The organism is Metabacillus niabensis (genome assembly GCF_020524345.1).
Taxonomy (GTDB): Bacteria; Bacillota; Bacilli; order Bacillales; family Bacillaceae; genus Metabacillus; species Metabacillus niabensis_B.
In genome coordinates, this window is record NZ_JAIVLH010000004.1 from 41,250 (window position 1) to 60,995 (window position 19,746).

Genomic DNA, 19,746 nt, shown 5'->3' on the forward strand with positions numbered 1-19,746 from the left:
ATGGTTAGCTGTACATTTTCTCCAATGCTTTTCTCTTAATAAATAGTGAGAATTCTTCTTTACTAACACCGGATTTCATCGCTTCGTTAATAAGGAGAATTATTTTATTATCGTTATTCATTTTTTTCTGTTCAGTCAAGTGATTCCACCCCCGTAATAATAAGTAAAGAATCTTTATACTTTACCCACAAGTATATAAGGTAAAACATAATTTTATATTTTATTGTTACTATCAAGGCGTTTATAAATTAAAAACTGCCAGCTTTCCGGCAGTCTCTAACTCATTTCATATCCTTACAAGTAAAACCTTGTTGATGCAGCATTTTGGGAACGTCTGGATATTGATTGTTATAATGTTTTTCTTGATAAAATTTAGATATTCTATATGTCCAATTATTATCTTGTTTTCCATTTGTCCTTTTTAGTTGATGTTGTTTGAATATCTCATTATATGATTTAATATATTGAGTCTGATTAGAATTGTAATTTTCGTCATGTCGAAATGCTTCTTTTGGAAGTCGTGGGTTTAGTCCAGGGCCTTCGGATGGATAACCAACACATAAACCTGAAATTGGAATAACATATTTGGGGATTTCCAACAGCTCAATGACACCTAATGGATTTCTTCGTATGCCACCAATTGGAACTGTACCCAGCCCAATTGATTCTGCAGCAGCTATAGCATTGCTCATGGAAATCCCGACATCAGTTGCCCCAACAAGTAATGCATCAGTATCATTTACTACTTCAAATGACATACCTTCCAGTTCACTTGCCAGTTTTGCACGATAAAAGTCAGCACAAAATACTAAAAAAACAGGTGCATGCCTGATATGCTCCTGATTTCCACAATAAGAAGCTAATTGTTTTTTCTTATCCTGATTTTTGATCACAATAACAGATACTTGCTGTCCATGTATCCAAGTAGGAGCAGCTTGTGCCGCTTTGAGAATGTCTTTTAAATGTTCTTCTTCTACAGGTTTATCCTGGTATTGACGAAAAGATCGATGACTTGTTAAAGTATTCAGTACTTCGTTCACTAAAGATACCTCCTAGAGAATGATCTTACTATTAACTTTACTTGAAATATAAGTGAGTTTCAAAGATTTAAGTTAATAATAATTACAATCCTTTAAAGGTGTGAAAAGTATGAGCAAAAAAATCTTTATTCTGAATCATTTCAGTAAAATGAAAACTTTTCCAATAGGTGAAAAGAAGGAGAATGGAAACAAGCTAGTTGTAGCTCATCGAGGGGCCTCAGGCTATGCTCCAGAGAACACGATGGCTGCTTTTGAAAAAGCATTACAAATGAAATCCGATTATCTTGAAATAGATATACAAATGACCAAAGATGAAAAATTGGTTGTTATTCATGATCCAACTGTAGATCGAACAACGAATGGAACAGGTGAGGTACATCAATATACATATGAAGAGCTCCGTCACTTAGATGCAGGAGGCTGGTTTCATAAAAAATTTACCGGTCAATACATTCCAACCCTGGAGGAAGTAATAGAAACATACAAAAATAAAATGGGTTTACTGGTCGAAATTAAGAATCCGGTCATGTATCCGAACTTAATCTTAAAGTTGGGAGAAGTAATGAAAAAGTGTAATGTAGACCGTCCGATAAATAATGAAATAATCATACAGTCATTTGACTTTGAATGGCTGGAGACATTTCATAAATCCTTGCCGAATATACCACTTGGACTATTAGTGAAATATAGAGTTCATGGAATATCAAAGGTTCAATTAAGAGATTGGTCTTCTTTGGTACAATACATTAATCCAAATAAAGCATTAATTACAAAGAATTTGGTTAAACGAATTCATTCATACGATATGAAAGTTATGCCATATACAGTGAGAGATAAAAAGTCAATTAAAAACCTATTAGATGCAAATGTGGATGGAATCATAACGGATTTCCCGGATTATTTTACTTAGATAAAGGTGGCATTCAGGGGAACCCCTGAATGTCAAAGATTTTCTTGTTGTTGGCCAATTTCCTTCTCAGCAATGATTGAATTTGCTACTTCTTGCTGTTTATGTTTGTTTACTGAATCACCATTACTATTTTTAAGATTTGGAAATGTGCTATCTGTTTGAATTGTAATGTTTTCATCTTTTGGAGCGTTCGTTAAGTACTTTTCTTTGTTTTCCATAAAAAAATCCTCCTTCTTAAAAGACACAGATTATGTTTTTCTTATCATACATATCCTTTTCCAAAGAATGATTTCTCATACAATAAAGAGGTTGAAATGGAAGCGCTATAAAACCTTATATAATAGTAGAAACTCGTCTATAAAGATTTCATCTCCATAATTTACAAAATTTCAGAAGATTGATAAATGATATAATACAAGAGGACTGACAAATGAATAATAACCTTGTCAGCCTTATGTTTTTTTATTTATATTGTTCAAGCATCGAGAAGAAGTCTTTTACAAATTTATAGAAAACCTTCTCCGAAGGTGCAAGATCTCTTTTTTTCGAAACAATGATACCAACAGATCTTCTAACTAATGGAAGTTCTATCGGTACTTTTACCGTAAAGCGAGGGATGGATTCGTGAAAAGTACTTTCCGGTAAAAGTGTGACACCCATTCCTGCAGATACTAGCCCTTTTATTGCATCTAAATCCTCACCAACTGAGGAGATATTCGGTACAAAACCAGCTTGCTTGCATGCATCTACAACAATATGTTGCAAGATATAACCCTTTGGAAATAAAACGAATGAATCGTTCCTCAATTCATTTAAAAGAATGCTTCTCTTAGATGCGAGCGGATGAGATGATGGCAACAAGGCCAGAATACTTTCAGTAAACAAAATAGACCCTTCTATATCTGGGATGTTCTGTGGTACAGGCCCTAAAAATGCTAAATCTATTTCACGGTTTATTACTGAATCAATTAAGAAATTATACGAACCCTGTCGCAAATGGAAGGCAACATTCGGGTGTTTTTCCTTAAATGCTGAAATCACGGTTGGCAATAAGTGACTTGCAAGACTTGTAGGAAACCCGATTTTGATTGTTCCTCTTTCAGGATCTAAATACTCATCAATTTGTTTTTTTGCATAATCAATTGCCTTCATAGCAGTTTTTGTATGTGTAAGAAATACCTTTCCGATTGGTGTTAGCTTAACGTTTCGCCCTTCTCTTTCAAATAATGTAACACCTAATTCTGCTTCAAGGTTCGCGATCTGTCTGCTTATTGCAGACTGAGCAACATGTAAATATTGTGCAGCTTCTGAAACATGTTCACGCTCTGCTACCTCCATAAAATATCGTAATTGTCTTAACTCCATCATAGGCCTCCGTTCATATATATCAATATTAGATTGATTATATCTAAATTATATATTGTTAACATCAATTATGGAAGATATAATGTAATTATCTGAAAATTATCGGGTGTAAGATTATCTAACGGGGGGAGATATACATGACTTACAATCAAATACCTAAAGCACAAGGTCTCTACCGTCCTGAATTTGAACATGATGCATGCGGTATCGGTTTATACGCTCATATTAAAGGCCACGCTACACATGATATTGTAAAAAAAGGACTAAATATGCTTTGTCAACTAGATCACAGGGGTGGACAAGGCAGTGACCCATTGACAGGAGATGGCGCTGGTTTAATGGTGCAAATTCCTGATGCGTTCTTCAAAAAGGCTTGCAAGGAAATGACTCTTCCTGAAAAGGGCCGCTATGGTGTAGGAATGATGTTTTTCTCAAATGACGATTCTGAACGCCAGCAAATTGAAGAGCAATTAAACAATTTTATAGAAGCTGAAGGTCAAACACTTTTAGGTTGGAGAGATGTACCAGTTAATGCAGAGGAAATTGGACCAGTTGCTAAAATGAGCTGTCCGGTTGTTCGCCAAGTATTTATTGGAGCAAATGAATCAATCCAAGACAATATTACGTTTGAACGTAAATTGTATGTTATCCGTAAACAAGCAGAAAATTGGGCTAGAGAACGTGAATTGCGTTTCTACTTTACTAGTCTTTCAAGCAGCACAATTGTATATAAAGGACTTTTAACACCTGAACAAGTTGATGCGTTCTACTTGGATTTACAGGATGAGGATTTTGTTTCTGCATTTTCTCTTGTACATTCACGTTTTAGTACAAATACATTCCCGAGCTGGGAAAGAGCACATCCAAACCGCTATTTAATTCATAACGGTGAAATTAATACTCTCCGCGGTAATATGAACTGGATGAAAGCAAGAGAGCAACAGTTTGTATCAGAAGCATTCGGTGAAGATCTTGAGAAAGTACTTCCTATCCTTGATGCAGACGGTAGTGACTCTTCTATCCTAGATAACGCGTTTGAGTTTTTCGTTTTAGCAGGTCGGAAGCCGGCACACGCTGCGATGATGATGATTCCGGAACCTTGGACTGAGAATCCACATATGAGTCCTGAAAAAAGAGCTTTCTATGAATATCATAGCTGCTTAATGGAGCCATGGGATGGACCAACTGCTATTTCATTTACAAACGGTAAACAAATAGGTGCGATTCTTGACCGTAACGGTCTTCGTCCAGCTCGTTATTATGTTACAAAAGATGATTACATCATTTTCTCTTCTGAAGTAGGCGTTATTGAAGTAGATGAAAAAGATGTTCTATACAAAGATCGTTTAAGCCCAGGTAAAATGCTTCTAATTGATTTAGAAGAAGGGCGTATTATTTCAGACGAAGAGATTAAAGACGAAATGGCTAAAGAAGAGCCATATCAAGAATGGTTAAACGAGCAACTTATTAAGCTTGATGATCAATCAGATGTTTTAGAAGAAGTCGTAACTGATATTGCAGAGCGTCACCGTGCTTTTGGTTACACGTATGAAGATATTCAAAAATATTTACTTCCTATTATTACAGAAGGAAAAGATCCATTAGGATCAATGGGGAATGATACACCACTTGCAGTATTATCAGATCGACCTCAATCATTATTTAATTATTTTAAGCAATTATTTGCACAAGTTACAAACCCGCCAATTGATGCAATTCGCGAGCAAATTGTAACATCTACAATGACACTGCTAGGAACTGAAGGAAATATTCTGCATCCAACTAAAGAAAATGCACGTAGAATCCAGTTAGATTCGCCTGTACTTTCTAATGTCCAATTAGCACAATTACGCTTAAATCTAAATCCTGGATTTAAGAGCAAAACGATTCAATCGTTGTTTAGTGAAAATTTAGACGAGTCAATCCAAAAATTATGTGCTGAGGCAGATGAAGCAATCGACAACGGTATGAACATCCTGATTATTTCCGATCGCGGAATGAATTCAGATAATATTGCAATCCCTGCTTTATTAGCTGTTGGCGCACTTCATCAACACTTAATTCGTCAAGGTACGCGCACTAAAGCAAGCCTTGTTATTGAATCTGGTGAAGTAAGAGAAGTACATCACTTTGCAGCTTTAATTGGATATGGGGTAGATGCAATTAACCCTTACCTTGCGTTTGCAACTTACAAAGAGGCAGTTTTAGATGGCAGCTTATCTTATAGCTATGAAGAGGTTGTTGCGAAGTATATCAAAGGTGTTACTGAAGGTGTCGTTAAAGTAATGTCTAAGATGGGAATCTCAACTGTTCAAAGTTATCGAGGAGCACAAATTTTTGAGGCTGTTGGTATTGGTCAAGATGTGATTGACCGTTTCTTTACTGGAACAGCATCACAACTTGGCGGTATTAATCTTGACATAATTGCAAAAGAAGCAGTATTACGTCATCAAGATGCGTATTCTGAGAAAGTTGACAAGGTTTTGGATTCAGGAAGTGATTTCCAATGGAGAAAAAATGGAGAGCACCATGCATTCAATCCTTCAACAATTCACACATTACAATGGGCTTGTCGTAAAAATGATTATAGTCTATTTAAAAAATATTCAGATGCTGCGAATGAAGAAAGAATTGGATTCTTACGTAATCTATTCTCATTCAATGGTAAAAGACCATCCATTTCAATTGATGAAGTTGAATCAGTAGATTCAATCGTAAAACGTTTTAAAACTGGTGCAATGTCATTTGGTTCATTAAGCAAGGAAGCACATGAAACATTAGCAATTGCGATGAATCGTCTTGGTGGTAAAAGCAACAGTGGTGAAGGTGGAGAAGATTCAAACAGATTCATTGCTGATGAAAATGGCGATTTACGTCGAAGTGCAGTAAAACAAATCGCATCTGGTCGTTTCGGTGTAAAAAGTCACTATCTAGTAAATGCAGATGAGCTTCAAATAAAAATGGCTCAAGGTGCTAAGCCTGGTGAAGGTGGTCAGTTACCTGGAAATAAAGTCTATCCATGGGTTGCAGATGTTCGTGGTTCAACACCTGGTGTAGGATTAATTTCACCTCCTCCTCATCATGATATTTATTCTATTGAGGATTTAGCACAACTTATCCACGATTTGAAAAACTCTAACCGTGATGCACGTATTAGTGTTAAGTTAGTTGCCAAAGCTGGAGTTGGGACAATTGCTGCAGGTGTTGCAAAAGGGGCAGCGGATGTCATTGTTATTAGCGGTTATGATGGCGGTACAGGTGCTTCACCGAAAACGAGTATTAAGCACACAGGGTTACCTTGGGAGCTTGGCTTGGCCGAAGCACATCAAACCTTGATGCTAAACGGTCTTCGTGATCGTGTTGTATTAGAAACAGACGGTAAATTAATGACAGGCCGTGATGTAGCATTAGCTGCTATCCTTGGGGCTGAAGAATATGGCTTTGCAACAGCTCCTCTAGTTGTAATGGGTTGTATTATGATGCGTGTATGTCATCTGGATACATGTCCTGTTGGAGTAGCTACACAAAATCCAGAGCTTCGTGACAAATTTACTGGGGATCCGGATCATATTGTTAACTACATGCGTTTTGTTGCTCAAGAGGTTCGCGAAATCATGGCAGAACTTGGCTTCAGAACGATGGAAGAAATGGTCGGCAGCACAGATGTACTTGAAGTTAGTGAACGTGCAAAAGCTCACTGGAAAGCTAAAAATTTGGATTTATCAACACTTCTATTCCAACCGGAAGGTGCACGTACAGCCAGAATCAAACAAAATCATAAAATTGATCAGTCTTTAGATATGGTTGAAATCCTACCAAAAGTTGAAAAAGCAATTGAAGCAGGTACACCTATTGATGCTTCATTTAACATTAAGAACATCAACCGTGTGGCTGGAACAATCGTTGGTAGTGAGATTTCTAAACGATACGGTGAAGAGGGATTACCGGAAGATACAATCACATTACGCTTTACAGGATCGGCAGGTCAAAGTTTCGGAGCATTCGTTCCAAAAGGTGTCACTATGCACTTAACTGGTGATGCAAATGACTACATCGGTAAAGGACTTTCAGGCGGTAAAATTATCGTTAAACCTTCAGTTGATTCAAGCATTGTTGCTGCTGACAATGTAATTATCGGAAATGTTCCATTCTATGGTGCGACAAGTGGTGAAGCATATATCAATGGTCGTGCGGGGGAACGTTTCGGTGTTCGTAACAGTGGAGTAAATGTAGTCGTTGAAGGTGTGGGAGATCACGGGTGTGAGTATATGACAGGTGGCCGTGTTGTGATCCTCGGTGAAGTCGGCAAAAACTTTGGTGCAGGTATGTCAGGCGGTATTGCATACGTACTTGCTGATAATAAGGAAGAATTTAAAGCAATTAGTAATGATGAAATGATTGAGTTTGAAAGTTTAGCAGATGAAAAGGAAATAGAATTCCTAAACGAAATGGTTCAAAATCATTTCCATTATACTAACAGTCCAAAAGCTCGATTTGTATTAGACAACTGGAACGAAATACTTCCGAAGTTTGTTAAAGTAATTCCAAAGGACTACAAGCGTATGATGAATCGTATTGCTGAGCAAATGGAAGCTGGTTTAACGAATGAAGAAGCGATCATGAGTGCGTTTGAAGCAAATGCAAAATCTGAAAAAAAAGGTTCAGTGGCAAAGCTGTCACGTTCCAAAGCAGTAGTACAGTAGAAAGGGGAGAGGAAGATGGGGAAAGCAACAGGATTTTTGGAGTTTAAACGTGAAGAGGCAGCAGAACGTGATCCTCTCAAGCGTTTAGATGACTGGAAAGAGTATTCAGCTCCTTTCTCTGAGGAAAAGTTAAGCAGACAAGGAGCGCGCTGTATGGATTGCGCGACTCCTTTCTGTCATATTGGAACTGAGATTAATGGTTTCACGTCAGGATGTCCAATTCATAACTTGATTCCTGAGTGGAATGACTTAGTCTATCGTGGTAGATGGAAGGAAGCACTTGAACGCTTACTAAAAACGAATAACTTTCCGGAATTCACTGGAAGGGTTTGCCCGGCACCTTGTGAGGGTTCTTGTAATGTAGCCATTTCTGACCCGGCTGTTACAATTAAAAATATTGAAAAAGCCATTATTGACAAAGGCTTTGAAAATGGTTGGATTACACCGCGCATTCCCGAGAAACGCACGGGTAAAAAGGTTGCAATTGTTGGCTCTGGTCCTGCTGGTTTAGCTGCAGCAGATCAACTTAACCAAGCAGGTCATACAGTGACTGTTTATGAACGTGCAGACCGTGCAGGCGGATTATTAACATATGGTATTCCTAATATGAAGCTTGATAAAGGCATTGTAGAACGTCGAGTAAACCTGCTGACTCAAGAAGGTATAACATTTATTACAAATACAGAAGTTGGAAAAGACATTACAGCAGATGAATTGCGTGCTAAACACGATGCTGTGATCCTATGTGTAGGTGCTCAGAAGCAGCGTGATTTACGTATAGAAGGACGCGAAGCAAACGGAGTTCACTTTGCAATGGATTATCTAACAGATGTAACAAAAAGCTATCTAAATACAAATTTTGAAGATAATCAATTTATTAATGCAGAAGGCAAAGATGTGATTGTTATCGGTGGTGGAGATACAGGTGCTGACTGTGTAGCAACCGCACTTCGCCAAAATTGTAATAGTGTTGTTCAATTTGGTAAACACCCTAAATTGCCAATGTCCCGAACAGTTGAAAATATGTGGCCGGAGGCTCCACATGTCTTTACAATGGAATACGCGTATGAGGAAGCAGAAGCTAAGTTTGGTGAGGATCCGCGTCAATACTGTATCCAAACAACAAAGCTCATTTCGGATGAAAAAGGAAACCTAAAAGAACTTCACACAATTCAAATGGAAAAACTAAAAGATGAACAAGGCTTATATTACTTCAAAGAAGTCCCGGGTTCTGAAAAAGTATGGCCTGCTCAACTAGTATTTATAGCGATTGGATTTGAAGGTTCAGAACAACCAGTATTAAAGCAGTTTAATGTTGACCAAACTGCACGCAATGTTGTTGCTGCTAAATACGGAGATTTCCGTACAAACATTGATGGTGTTTTCGCAGCAGGCGATGCTCGTCGTGGTCAAAGTTTGATTGTCTGGGCGATCAATGAAGGTAGAGAAGCTGCGCGTGAAGTAGATCGTTATTTAATGGGAAGCACTGTTTTAGCATAATATTTTTCCAAGGATCAAGGCATTTAGTTGCTTTGATCCTTTTTCATTTGATTCAAAAAACGTCTAAGTCTTAGCAATAATTCCTATTGGACGACATAGTACATTTTTAGTAGAATTAACTTTTGGAATGAAATAATAGTGCAGGTGACTAAGGTTTAACCAATCACTAAGGAGAAATTTATGGTTAATAAATATAAAATTCTAGTATATTATGTGCTTTTCAGTTCGGTATGGATTCTTGCTACAGACAATCTTTTGGTCCTGTTCAATATTCCTAAAGGGACCTTATTAATATTTCATAATATTAAAGGTTTCTTGTTTGTCCTTTTAACCAGCATCTTCATTTTTTATTTAGTGTTAAAAAGAGAAGCATATAAAAATGAGAAGCGAGAAAAAGACAAATTAAGTATTTTAATTAATTCGATGGTTGATTTTGTTAATTTTAAGGATGGAGAAGGTCGATGGACAAAAGCAAATGATTTTGCACTTGAATTATTTCAATTAGAAGATGTGGATTATGTTGGGAAAAAAGACTCAGAACTAGCTGAATATACTGAGTTTTATGCTGAAGCATTAAAATATTGTGAAACATCTGATGAGCAGGCATGGTTAATTGGAACAAAAAGCAGATGTATTGAAGAAATACCAATGCCAGATGGTAGTATAAAGACCTTTGATACCATAAAAATCCCGCTCTTTCATGAAGATGGATCACGTAAAGAATTAGTAGTGATGGGTAGAGATGTAACAGAAAAGGTTTTAGCTGAGAAAAAGTTAGCAGAAAGTGAACAAAGATATAAATCTCTTTTTGATTTTAATCCGGAGTTAGTGTATATGATTGACTTAGAAGGAAGGCTTACAGAGGTAAATGAACATTTTTACCGCTTTACAGGATTTACAAAAGAAGAAATTGTGAATAAAACGGTTTTACCGATAATATCCAAAAGAGACCGTTGGAAAATTTACAAGTCGTACAAACAAATTATTCACCATAATCAATCGTTTACAAATGAAGAGATTGAAATTGTAATGAAAGATCATACAACAAAAATATTGAGATGCACATCAGTGCCAATGATTATTAACGAAAGAACAGTCGGGATCATTGGATATGCAGTAGACATTTCAAAAGAAAAAGAAACAGAAAGGTTGCTTCGAAAAACAGAGAAATTATCCGTTGTAGGTGAGCTTGCAGCTAGCGTAGCTCACGAAATTCGAAATCCTTTAACATCATTAAAAGGTTTTGTACAGATGCTTCAGAGTAGTAATAAAGAGAATGATTTTTACTACCGTATCATGCTTGATGAACTTGAAAGAATGAATATTATCTCAAGTGAATTATTAGTACTTGCAAAACCTCAAAAAATTCAATTTCAAAAAAAGGACATTAATAATTTGTTAATGGATGTAAAGTCCTTACTAGAATCAGAAGCAAATTTATATGGAGTGACATTGCATATTCAAATAAATAAAAACCTTCCAATTATTGATTGTGAACCAAATCAATTAAAACAACTTTTTATTAATATTATGAAAAACTCTATTGAAGCTTCGTCAAAAAATGTATTTGTTTCACTCGAGATGATGGATGTAAAAACTGTAAAGGTTACGTTTAAAGATGACGGAATTGGAATTGATGAGGACCGACTAAAACATTTAGGTGAGCCATTTTATTCAATGAAGGAAAAAGGAACAGGACTTGGTTTAACTGTAAGTTATCGTATAGTTGAATTCCATAAAGGAAAAATATCTTTTATTAGTTCTAGAAATAAAGGGACTGAAGTTGAACTTCTTTTACCTATTCATAAAAGCACAATGCCCTAAGACTTCTTCTTAGGGTTTTTATTTAGGATAAAAGGTATATAAAAAACGTGTTGTAGCTGTTCTTTTACCTGCCATTTAGTACATTGTTTATTATTCACTATCTAGTTGTCATCACATCTTTTTCTAATTCCCGTATATTGGAAAGAGAACCTGAAAAGGAGCTGTTACTATGCTGCCAATATACTATTGTCCAATATGTTTTCCTATACCTCATGATAATGGTTTAAGAATAGTCGGTACAGTACAAGACTATTGCATGTCATTCCCTCCTAACAGACAATTTCCTGAAGTAGACCCGACACTTTTTGAACAATCAGCTAAATCTATGCAAGTGTTAATGAAAGAGGCAAGTTTAGTGTTAAACAAACTTGCTCAATCAAAAAATTTTGCTTCTAAGGTGATGTATGCGGCACAACAGTCAAATATGAACGAAGTTAATAAACTAATAAAATCAACTGGAATTAAATCGAAAGTAAAAACCTCCTTTAATCCAGATGGAATACATTTGAACCTTACATCTTCAATTGGAGGAGCAGAATGCTGTCAATTGACGGTCTCATTGCGGTGGCTTTAGGTATTTGGGTGAAAAAATAAACAAAATAAGCATAACGTGAATGGATGGTTAAATAATAACTATCATCAAGTCTAAAGGAGAAATAAAATTGAGAAAACGATCCATCATACTATCCATTCTTTTTATGTGCTTGATTGTGCCAATTGCTTATTTTACAGTGGTAGGAATTGAATATGCATATGTACCTCCAGACTCAAATGTAAATAAGAAAGAGAGCAATTCATTTAAAGGAATTCGCCAGATGTCAAGTAATGTACAGGAAGAACCTGATCATGAATTTATTCAAACAGGCAGAAAGCTTTTTTATGAAGAGACATTTGGAAATGAAGTGTTTTTTACTGATGTTATGGGAATGTTTGACGGTGCGTTGACACTTCCTAATGTAGCGGCGGCAATCATTAAATTAAACGGACAGGGTACAGATAATCTTCAAGTAAAAGCAGCTAAATCGGTAACAGTCGGTGATATAAAAATAAATAAAGGTGATTTAATTGATACAGGTCTTGATGTACCTAAGGGTGCATTAATCCCTCTAGGAGTGAAGGTTAGGTATGAGGAGGGAAAGGTAAGAGCGGGTATTAGTTGTGCGGTTTGTCACTCTTCATTAGATGATCAAAAAGAGGTAGTTCATGGAATACCGAATACAGATTTAAATATAGGATTACTCGTGGCATTAGCTACAAATTCTGCTTCGTATTTTACACATACTGAAATGAAAAATATACAAGACTTTATAACCTTAACAGATCGTACTGTTAAAAGTACAGAAGGGGAGGAACTCGATTTACCAGACATTCAAATTCTTGAGAAATATGTTGATCAAGAAGTAATGAAATGGCCCCGAGGTGGAAATGACACAACAATTGATCTTATTAATAATCCGGTACAAACTCCTGACGTCTTTACATTAGGTGACCATCCGTATGGATGGAGTGGACAAGGACAATTAGGCCCTTTTAAGGGACTAAGCGCAATTATTAATAACGCACATGCTCAAAATATGGACGCAGTTTCCCAAATGGCGATTAGTAAAGAAGTATTAGGTATTGATAAAGAATTATATGTGGCAATATTACTTCAAAATGCTGCAGATAAAAGGTATAGATTTGACCCTGAAAGCGGAGAAAGTCCGACGGATTTTTTAGCAAATGCAGATCCTACCCCGAATGCAGATGGAGTATTAGAGTTAATTGAGTCTCCCTCTTATCCTAAAGTATCATTTTTATCAAGTGTAGGTTTATTTGCAAGTTCTGATGGATATCGGGCGTGGGAGCAATTAAATTCGATGTCTGCCTTTATGAATTCTTTAAAACCGCCGAAAACAGCAATAAATACAGATGATAAAATACTAATTGACGGGAAATCAGTTTTTAACCGAGCTGGTTGCATCACGTGTCATGCAGGTCAGTATTTAACAAATAATCAATTAATGTCTCCAAAGGAGATTGGAACAGAAAGTTCAAGAGCTAAAGCACTTAATAACACGGAAAAATTTTTCTCTAACCCGGGTGGCCTATATGACCCTGAAACACCTGTTCCTCTACCTGAAAAACCGATTATCAAAGAACTAACTTTAACAGCTGAACAAGAAAAACAATTAAAAAGAAGTTGGGGGCATAATGGTTCAGATGGAGTATACAAAGTTCCAAGTCTTGTTGGACTATACTGGAGTGCACCATATTTGCATGACGGAGGAGTTGCAGTAGGTCAAAATCTAAATGAAGAAATTGGAGTAAATGAAACTTTATATAAAGGAAAGAAAGCAGATCCAATAAACAGTCTATTAGCGTTAATTGATTCCGAATTGAGACAAAAAGTAGTAAAAGAAAATGCGGAAAACGAAAAATTAAATACAGCACATGTAAGTGGAACAGGTCATGAATTTTGGGTGGATCATACTACTGGTTTTACAAAAGAAGAACAGCAGGCTCTCATTATGTATTTATTAACAGTAACTGATCAAAACGATGGGAGTAAGAATAAATGAGGGCTGTCACTTATCAAGGGTTTATGGATGTAAAAGTGAAAGACATGCCTGATCCACAAATTAAAAATAAGGATGATATCATTGTAAAAGTAACTCATACATCAATTTGTGGTTCAGACCGACATTTTTATCATGGTATGATACCAAGTATGGAAAAGGATTATATTATCGGACATGAAGCAATAGGGATCGTTAATGAAATCGGCTCGGATGTACATCATGTTAAAAAAGGAGACAAAGTTGTATTACCATATAATATAGCTTGTGGTGAATGTGTAAACTGCAAAAGAAAACTAGAATGTCAATGTTTACGGTCAAATCTCGATGGTGAGATTGGCGGTTGTTATGGCTGTTCCAGATTGTTTGGAGATTATAGTGGTACTCAAGCAGAATATGTTCGTGTTCCATATGCTAATTTTGGGACCTTTAAAGTGCCGGAATATAATGAAGTGGCAGATGAAGAATTATTACTATTAACTGATGCCTATTCAACAGCCTATTGGGGAGTACAGCAAGCTGAGGTAAAGAGTGGTGACACTGTGATTGTTTTGGGTTGTGGTCCTATCGGATTGATCACACAGAAACTTGCGTGGTTAAAAGGCGCAAAAAGAGTAATAGCGGTTGATCATGTACCTTATCGACTTGAACATGCAGAAAAGTGGAATCGTGTAGAAGCTTTTAATTTCCAAGAAGATAAAGAATTAAAGCAACATCTTAAAGAAATAACAAAAGGTGGGGCAGATGTAGTAATTGACTGTGTCGGAATGAGCGGGAAAATGAGACCGACAGAAATATTGGAAACAGCTCTTAGGCTGCAGGGGGGAGCTTTAGGTGCCATTGAATTTGCTAGTCAGGTAGCACGCTCGGGTGGAATAATACAATTGGTAGGAATATATGGTACTAGATATAATCAGTTTCCATTAGGTGATTTATTTGCGAGAAACATTACATTAAAAATGGGACTTGCTTCTGTTATCCATCTAATTCCTTTTTTATACGATCTCCTCAAAACGAAACAAGTAAATTTGTCGGATGTGATCACCCACCATCTTCCTTTAGAAGAAGCAGAGCATGCCTATAAAATTTTTAATTCACATAAGGAAAATTGTTTGAAGATTATTTTAAAACCCTGAGAAAAGGAAATTCGTAACGGCAGTATAATTTTTATGAAAATACAGTTTAAACACATATTGGACAATGAAAGAGAATAAGTACTGTATAAATGGTTTTTCATCTATGAATCATTAATCGAACAAGAAGGTAGGTTTGATAAATGGCCAATCATTTATACAAAGTAGAAGTTGATCATCCTATACATTCTATATGGAGCTTTGTAAGTGTAATGGATCATTGGGCACCACTTGTACCTGGGTATATAAATCATGAAATAATTAGTGAAAAAGAGTCAACATGGAAATTCAAAACAGACTTAGGTGTTATAAAACGAAAAATACATCTAAAAGTAGATATTTTGACATGGATAGAACCATCAAAAGTGGAGTTTAATCTGACAGGAATCAATGAGAAGATTAGTGGAAAGGGATATTTTGAAGCAAAGCCTCTGGAATCAAATAAAACGTTAATGTCAGGTTTTCTTGATATTACTCCTGAAGGTGCCTTAGCAAAAATGGTAAGCGCCAAGTTAGAAAAAAATTTAGTAGAAATAACAGAAGAGCTAACGGAAGCAATCGTATCTAAAATTGATGAAAGAGAGAATGTCCTTCGATAAAATAATCTAAAGTAAAAATTATTGATAGGAACTAGTGCCGAATGGAGAACTTTGTAATTAGATTCTGCATTCGGCTACTTATGCTTCCTAAAGAAATATCGGATAATTAGGAGGGTATTGAAAAAATTGCCGAACAGCAAGAGAAATTCCTTTGCTAATATTTGTTGTCATCGTGTAGATAAGATGTAAATTTGTATGAAATAGAGTTGACTGATCCTGAAAATCCTTCTCAAGGACAACTCCCATAATGCTACAATCCCCAATTGCCGGAAGCTGTTTTCCTAAACCCTCACCAGGCAGAATAGGTCCATCTCTAATGACAATTGATTGGACTATGTTTTTAGATCCTAAAACACTATCAATAGCTATGACAAAACTATTTTGTGGTAAACAGATCTTGGTAAATTCACTCACTAAGTTTGAGGAATCTAATGGGGACTGAAGATTTCCTAACACAGTTAAATGTCTTGGGAATTTATGTTGCAGGAGAGTACCAACAAAAGGACCGAGACTGTCACCGTTTATTTGATTCGACCCGATTCCCACAACATAAATATGTTGTGTTGCTTTCGGGATATGTTGAAATAAAATATTTCTAATCAAAAATGGAGCAATTTTGTGATCATATGGAATAATACTTTGAGGTATGACATTGCTGTTTATATGTTTTTGAGCTAACATGCATTCCCCTCCAGTAAAAACACATCTTCTCTTTAATGTTTATGGTTTATTAATTCTTTTTCTTTGTTTAACTCTCCTTCCAAAAAAATAAGAAAATTTAACAAATAAACTAACAATTTTTTACAAATAGATACCAAACCAATGGATTGGTATACTAAAGAAAGAATCGTTTAATTTGGAGGGATATGATCGTGAAAATTGCATTTATTTCAGATATACACGGTAATGCTGTTGCACTTGAAGCAGTTTTAAAAGATCTTAAAAAGAAAAATATTGAAAAAATTTGTGTTCTTGGTGATATAAGCTATAGAGGACCTGAACCAAAAAGATCGTTAGAACTTATTCGATCCTTACAAGCTGAGGTGATAAAAGGAAATGCTGATGAATGGGTTGTGAGAGGGGTTCGGCAGGGAGAAGTTCCTGATGGAGCTCTTGAAATGATGAACAAGGAACGGGAATGGATATTTTCTAACCTTGAATCAACAGATATCGACTATTTATCACAGCTACCTACAGAGTTATACCTAAATGAACATGGTATTGAAATCTTTGCTTTTCATGCAACACCTGCCAGTTTATTTGAAGTGATACCCCAAAATGTAGAAGATAGTCTGTTATATGAAAAGGTGTTATCGAAAAAGGCTGCAACTATTTATCTTTATGCTCATATTCATAAACCTTATATTCGGTACATTAATGGTAGAGTGATAATGAATATTGGGAGTGTAGGACTACCCTTTGATGGTGTAACAAAAGCATCTTATGGTGTTATTACAATAGATGAGAGTGGATATAGTACATCTATTGAAAGAGTTGGCTATGATATTGAAAAGGTTATGAAACAGTACAGAGAAGTCGGTTATCCAAATGCTGATATGATGATACAGGTCCTTAAAAACGGTAGGGTATAAACTAGATTTATTTCTCGGGAAAGCGCAAAACTTGACAAAAAGATAGGTTTTTGTCGTAACATGCTGGTTTATGAAATGTAGAGATTTCTCGGATGAATTTTTTTTGGAATAGATAAGGATGAGGCTCTAACGGTTGTTCTTAACAAATTGGTAGAGCTGGTTTATTTCTTCCGTGTGTGTTACACCTTCATTTGATGGTGTTTCAAGAACAAAAGGAATTTCTGATAAAAGATCTAACTGAAACAATTTAATAAATTCTTCACTCTCTATGAATCCATTACCAAAAATATTTGCATGTCTATCTTTACGTGATCCAAGCGGGTATTTGGAATTATTTAAATGTATAGCTTCCAGATATTCAAGGTAACCTAGTTCAATTGCTTTTTGCCAAAATACCTCATTTTGTTGCCCGCTCCATAGACCGCTTGCAAAAGCATGACAAGTATCGAGACAAAATCCCACTTTTTCGGGATTATCTATTAGGCTCCTAATTTGAACAAGCTCTTCCAATGTTGTCCCCAGTGCACCTGATGTACCGGCATTATTTTCTATTAACAACTTGCATTTTCCGTTCCATCGGGATGAAACAAGATTTAACATCTCAATCATTAACTGATAGCTTGTCAGTGGATGATCTGCATCGATAAGCTGCCCGAAATGGACAACTACTCCAATAGATCCACAACTTTCAGCAATCTCTAAATCATTTAACAATGATGCAATCGTAAGTTCCTTTTTCTCTAATGATGGAGTAAGAGAAGTTGGGTAAGGTGTATGTGCTATGGATACAAGATCATGTTCATGACAAAATCCGGAGCATTGATTTGCATCTTCTGGATTAAACGCTTTAACTGACAAGCTCCTTGGATTTTTCGGAAAGTACTGAAATGCTTTAGCGCCTATGGTATATGCATGCTTAGCAGCGGCGAAATATCCATTTTTAATACTCACATGACAACCAAATTTCATTTATCTCACCCTAACCGTCAATTTAGTTGCTTTTCATCTTTTTATTATTTATAAAATAAAACACTTTATTCTTGTAGTTGAGTATATATTGTAAAACATATCATTTGTTATTTAGTCTTATAAATATTAACCTTATTAAATAATAGCTTATTACATTGGAAGAGGAGGGCTTTTTTGAATTTTCAGCAATCAAATGTATTACATAAAGAAAAGATTTGGACACGTGACTTTATTTTAATTTGTATATCAAACTTTTTTATTTTCCTTGGGTTTCAAATGACCTTGCCAACGATTCCGCTTTATGTAGAAGAGTTAGGGGGAAATGACCAACTAATTGGGATTGTTGTTAGTATTTTCACCTTTTCAGCCTTATTAGTAAGATCCTATGCAGGGCATGCACTTGAAACAAGAGGCAGAAAAAGTGTGTATTTAACTGGTATTCTAATTTTTATTGTATCCGTTGGATCCTTTGGCTTTCTACCGGCAATAGGGTTTTTATTTTTTATGAGATTTATTCAAGGTATTGGTTGGGGTTTTTCTACAACAGCATCTGGAACAATTGCGAGTGATATAATCCCTTCAAAGAGACGTGGAGAAGGAATGGGATACTATGGCTTATCAGGAAACATCGCATTAGCCTTTGGACCATCATTGGGACTTTCCTTAGCTGGGGTTTTATCATATACACAATTATTTATGATTTGTGCAACCCTAGGGTTAATAGCATTTCTCCTTTCGTCAAGAATACGCTATAAAACAATAGAGAAAACCCAACAAGTAGGTAAAAAAGAAAAATGGGATATTTATGAGAAAACAGCACTCAAACCGTCCCTGTTGCTTTTTTTCATTACAGTAACTTTTGGGGGAATTGCTTCATTCTTACCATTATATACAGCTCAAAAAGGAATTTCGGGTATACAATGGTATTTCCTTGTTTTTGCTCTGGCTTTGATGGCATCCAGAACGTTTGCTGGAAAAATATATGATGTAAAAGGACATCGTGCAATTTTTATTCCTGGAACGATTCTCATTGTTGCTGCAATGATTTTATTAGCATGGTTATTAAATACAACCGTTCTGTTAATTGCTGCTGTTTTATATGGAATAGGTTTTGGATCCGTACAGCCAGCTCTACAAGCATGGTCAATTGAGAATGCACCGAAACATAGAAGAGGTATGGCAAATGCAACCTTCTTTTCTTCCTTTGATCTAGGTGTTGGAATGGGCGCTTTAGTATTTGGACAGATCGGTCATTTATTTGGATATCATACGATTTATTTGGTTTCAGCTTTTTCTGTTTTCGTATCAATCGTAATATATATAGTTCTTATCAACAACGATAAAAAAGAGTTGTAAGATATTCTGTCATAATACTCAAAAAAACAATGTAAGATAATCTTACAAACGACTTTTAGTATATGAATTTTCTGATAATATGATAGTAACAGATCAAAGAGAAAGGGTTGTGTTCTTATGACAATTAGAGAAATAAGAGAAAATATGATTAAAAAAGTAGCGGATGAGTTTAAGATTACTCCTGAACAAGCAATAGA

The 19,746-nt window shown here is 35.8% G+C and carries 16 protein-coding genes; 10 read left to right on the forward strand and 6 right to left on the reverse strand.

The window, feature by feature from the left end:
* Positions 1-4: 4 nt before the first annotated feature.
* Positions 5-139 (reverse strand): anti-repressor SinI family protein, encoded by a 135-nt coding sequence (locus tag LC095_RS06450; RefSeq protein WP_226527391.1) that lies wholly within the window; start codon positions 137-139, stop codon positions 5-7.
* Positions 140-281: 142 nt separating this feature from the next.
* Positions 282-1,040 (reverse strand): NADPH-dependent oxidoreductase, encoded by a 759-nt coding sequence (locus LC095_RS06455; RefSeq protein ID WP_226527392.1) that lies wholly within the window; start codon positions 1,038-1,040, stop codon positions 282-284.
* Between the two features lie 109 nt (positions 1,041-1,149).
* Here LC095_RS06455 and LC095_RS06460 point away from each other — a divergent pair, with 109 nt between their 5' ends.
* A complete protein-coding gene (locus tag LC095_RS06460) occupies positions 1,150-1,950 on the forward strand; it encodes a glycerophosphodiester phosphodiesterase (protein ID WP_226527393.1) in 801 nt (266 codons plus the stop codon).
* A 32-nt stretch (positions 1,951-1,982) separates the two neighbouring features.
* Here the strand turns inward: LC095_RS06460 and LC095_RS06465 are convergent, their stop codons facing one another.
* Both LC095_RS06465 and LC095_RS06470 read right to left on the reverse strand, forming a co-directional pair.
* Entirely contained in the window at positions 1,983-2,168 is a 186-nt protein-coding gene (locus tag LC095_RS06465) for a hypothetical protein (RefSeq protein ID WP_078431224.1), read from the reverse strand.
* Positions 2,169-2,412: 244 nt separating this feature from the next.
* Positions 2,413-3,315, reverse strand: a complete 903-nt coding sequence (locus tag LC095_RS06470) for a LysR family transcriptional regulator (RefSeq protein ID WP_226527394.1) — start codon at positions 3,313-3,315, stop codon at positions 2,413-2,415.
* 137 nt (positions 3,316-3,452) lie between these two features.
* Between LC095_RS06470 and gltB the strand changes: the two genes are divergently transcribed.
* The 7 genes from gltB (at position 3,453) to LC095_RS06505 (ending at position 15,632) form a co-directional block, all read left to right on the forward strand.
* Complete coding sequence (gene gltB / locus LC095_RS06475) at positions 3,453-8,018, forward strand: glutamate synthase large subunit (RefSeq protein ID WP_226527395.1); 4,566 nt, start codon at positions 3,453-3,455, stop codon at positions 8,016-8,018.
* A gap of 15 nt (positions 8,019-8,033) precedes the next feature.
* The gene (gltD, locus tag LC095_RS06480) at positions 8,034-9,518 is read left to right on the forward strand and encodes a glutamate synthase small subunit (RefSeq protein WP_226527396.1); all 1,485 of its coding nucleotides are present in this window, start codon (positions 8,034-8,036) and stop codon (positions 9,516-9,518) included.
* A gap of 180 nt (positions 9,519-9,698) precedes the next feature.
* A complete protein-coding gene (locus LC095_RS06485; protein WP_226527397.1) occupies positions 9,699-11,342 on the forward strand; it encodes a PAS domain-containing sensor histidine kinase in 1,644 nt (547 codons plus the stop codon).
* A gap of 169 nt (positions 11,343-11,511) precedes the next feature.
* The gene (locus tag LC095_RS06490; protein WP_226527398.1) at positions 11,512-11,916 is read left to right on the forward strand and encodes a hypothetical protein; all 405 of its coding nucleotides are present in this window, start codon (positions 11,512-11,514) and stop codon (positions 11,914-11,916) included.
* 88 nt (positions 11,917-12,004) lie between these two features.
* Positions 12,005-13,903, forward strand: coding sequence for an electron transport protein (locus tag LC095_RS06495; protein ID WP_226527399.1), 1,899 nt, complete (start codon positions 12,005-12,007; stop codon positions 13,901-13,903).
* On the forward strand, positions 13,900-15,036 hold the full coding sequence (locus LC095_RS06500; RefSeq protein WP_226527400.1) for an alcohol dehydrogenase catalytic domain-containing protein: 1,137 nt from the start codon (positions 13,900-13,902) through the stop codon (positions 15,034-15,036). Before LC095_RS06495 ends, LC095_RS06500 begins: the two co-directional genes overlap by 4 nt.
* Positions 15,037-15,176: 140 nt before the next feature.
* Complete coding sequence (locus LC095_RS06505) at positions 15,177-15,632, forward strand: CoxG family protein (RefSeq protein WP_226527401.1); 456 nt, start codon at positions 15,177-15,179, stop codon at positions 15,630-15,632.
* Positions 15,633-15,719: 87 nt separating this feature from the next.
* Here the strand turns inward: LC095_RS06505 and yyaC are convergent, their stop codons facing one another.
* A complete protein-coding gene (yyaC, locus tag LC095_RS06510) occupies positions 15,720-16,313 on the reverse strand; it encodes a spore protease YyaC (RefSeq protein ID WP_226527402.1) in 594 nt (197 codons plus the stop codon).
* 191 nt (positions 16,314-16,504) lie between these two features.
* On the opposite strand from yyaC, the gene LC095_RS06515 reads away from it, so the two are divergent.
* Positions 16,505-17,224, forward strand: a complete 720-nt coding sequence (locus LC095_RS06515; RefSeq protein ID WP_226527403.1) for a metallophosphoesterase family protein — start codon at positions 16,505-16,507, stop codon at positions 17,222-17,224.
* 126 nt (positions 17,225-17,350) lie between these two features.
* On the opposite strand, the gene LC095_RS06520 is transcribed toward LC095_RS06515, so the two are convergent.
* Positions 17,351-18,193 (reverse strand): deoxyribonuclease IV, encoded by an 843-nt coding sequence (locus LC095_RS06520; protein ID WP_226527404.1) that lies wholly within the window; start codon positions 18,191-18,193, stop codon positions 17,351-17,353.
* A gap of 174 nt (positions 18,194-18,367) precedes the next feature.
* Here LC095_RS06520 and LC095_RS06525 point away from each other — a divergent pair, with 174 nt between their 5' ends.
* A complete protein-coding gene (locus LC095_RS06525) occupies positions 18,368-19,549 on the forward strand; it encodes an MFS transporter (protein WP_226527405.1) in 1,182 nt (393 codons plus the stop codon).
* Positions 19,550-19,746 lie beyond the last annotated feature (197 nt).

Coding starts and splice junctions, on each gene's coding strand:
- LC095_RS06485 (WP_226527397.1), top strand. CDS start 9,699: ATGGTTAATAAATATAAAATTCTAGTATATTATGTGCTTTTCAGTTCG.
- yyaC (WP_226527402.1), bottom strand. CDS start 16,313: ATGTTAGCTCAAAAACATATAAACAGCAATGTCATACCTCAAAGTATT.
- LC095_RS06470 (WP_226527394.1), bottom strand. CDS start 3,315: ATGGAGTTAAGACAATTACGATATTTTATGGAGGTAGCAGAGCGTGAA.
- LC095_RS06505 (WP_226527401.1), top strand. CDS start 15,177: ATGGCCAATCATTTATACAAAGTAGAAGTTGATCATCCTATACATTCT.
- LC095_RS06500 (WP_226527400.1), top strand. CDS start 13,900: ATGAGGGCTGTCACTTATCAAGGGTTTATGGATGTAAAAGTGAAAGAC.
- LC095_RS06490 (WP_226527398.1), top strand. CDS start 11,512: ATGCTGCCAATATACTATTGTCCAATATGTTTTCCTATACCTCATGAT.
- LC095_RS06460 (WP_226527393.1), top strand. CDS start 1,150: ATGAGCAAAAAAATCTTTATTCTGAATCATTTCAGTAAAATGAAAACT.
- gltD (WP_226527396.1), top strand. CDS start 8,034: ATGGGGAAAGCAACAGGATTTTTGGAGTTTAAACGTGAAGAGGCAGCA.
- LC095_RS06520 (WP_226527404.1), bottom strand. CDS start 18,193: ATGAAATTTGGTTGTCATGTGAGTATTAAAAATGGATATTTCGCCGCT.
- gltB (WP_226527395.1), top strand. CDS start 3,453: ATGACTTACAATCAAATACCTAAAGCACAAGGTCTCTACCGTCCTGAA.
- LC095_RS06465 (WP_078431224.1), bottom strand. CDS start 2,168: ATGGAAAACAAAGAAAAGTACTTAACGAACGCTCCAAAAGATGAAAAC.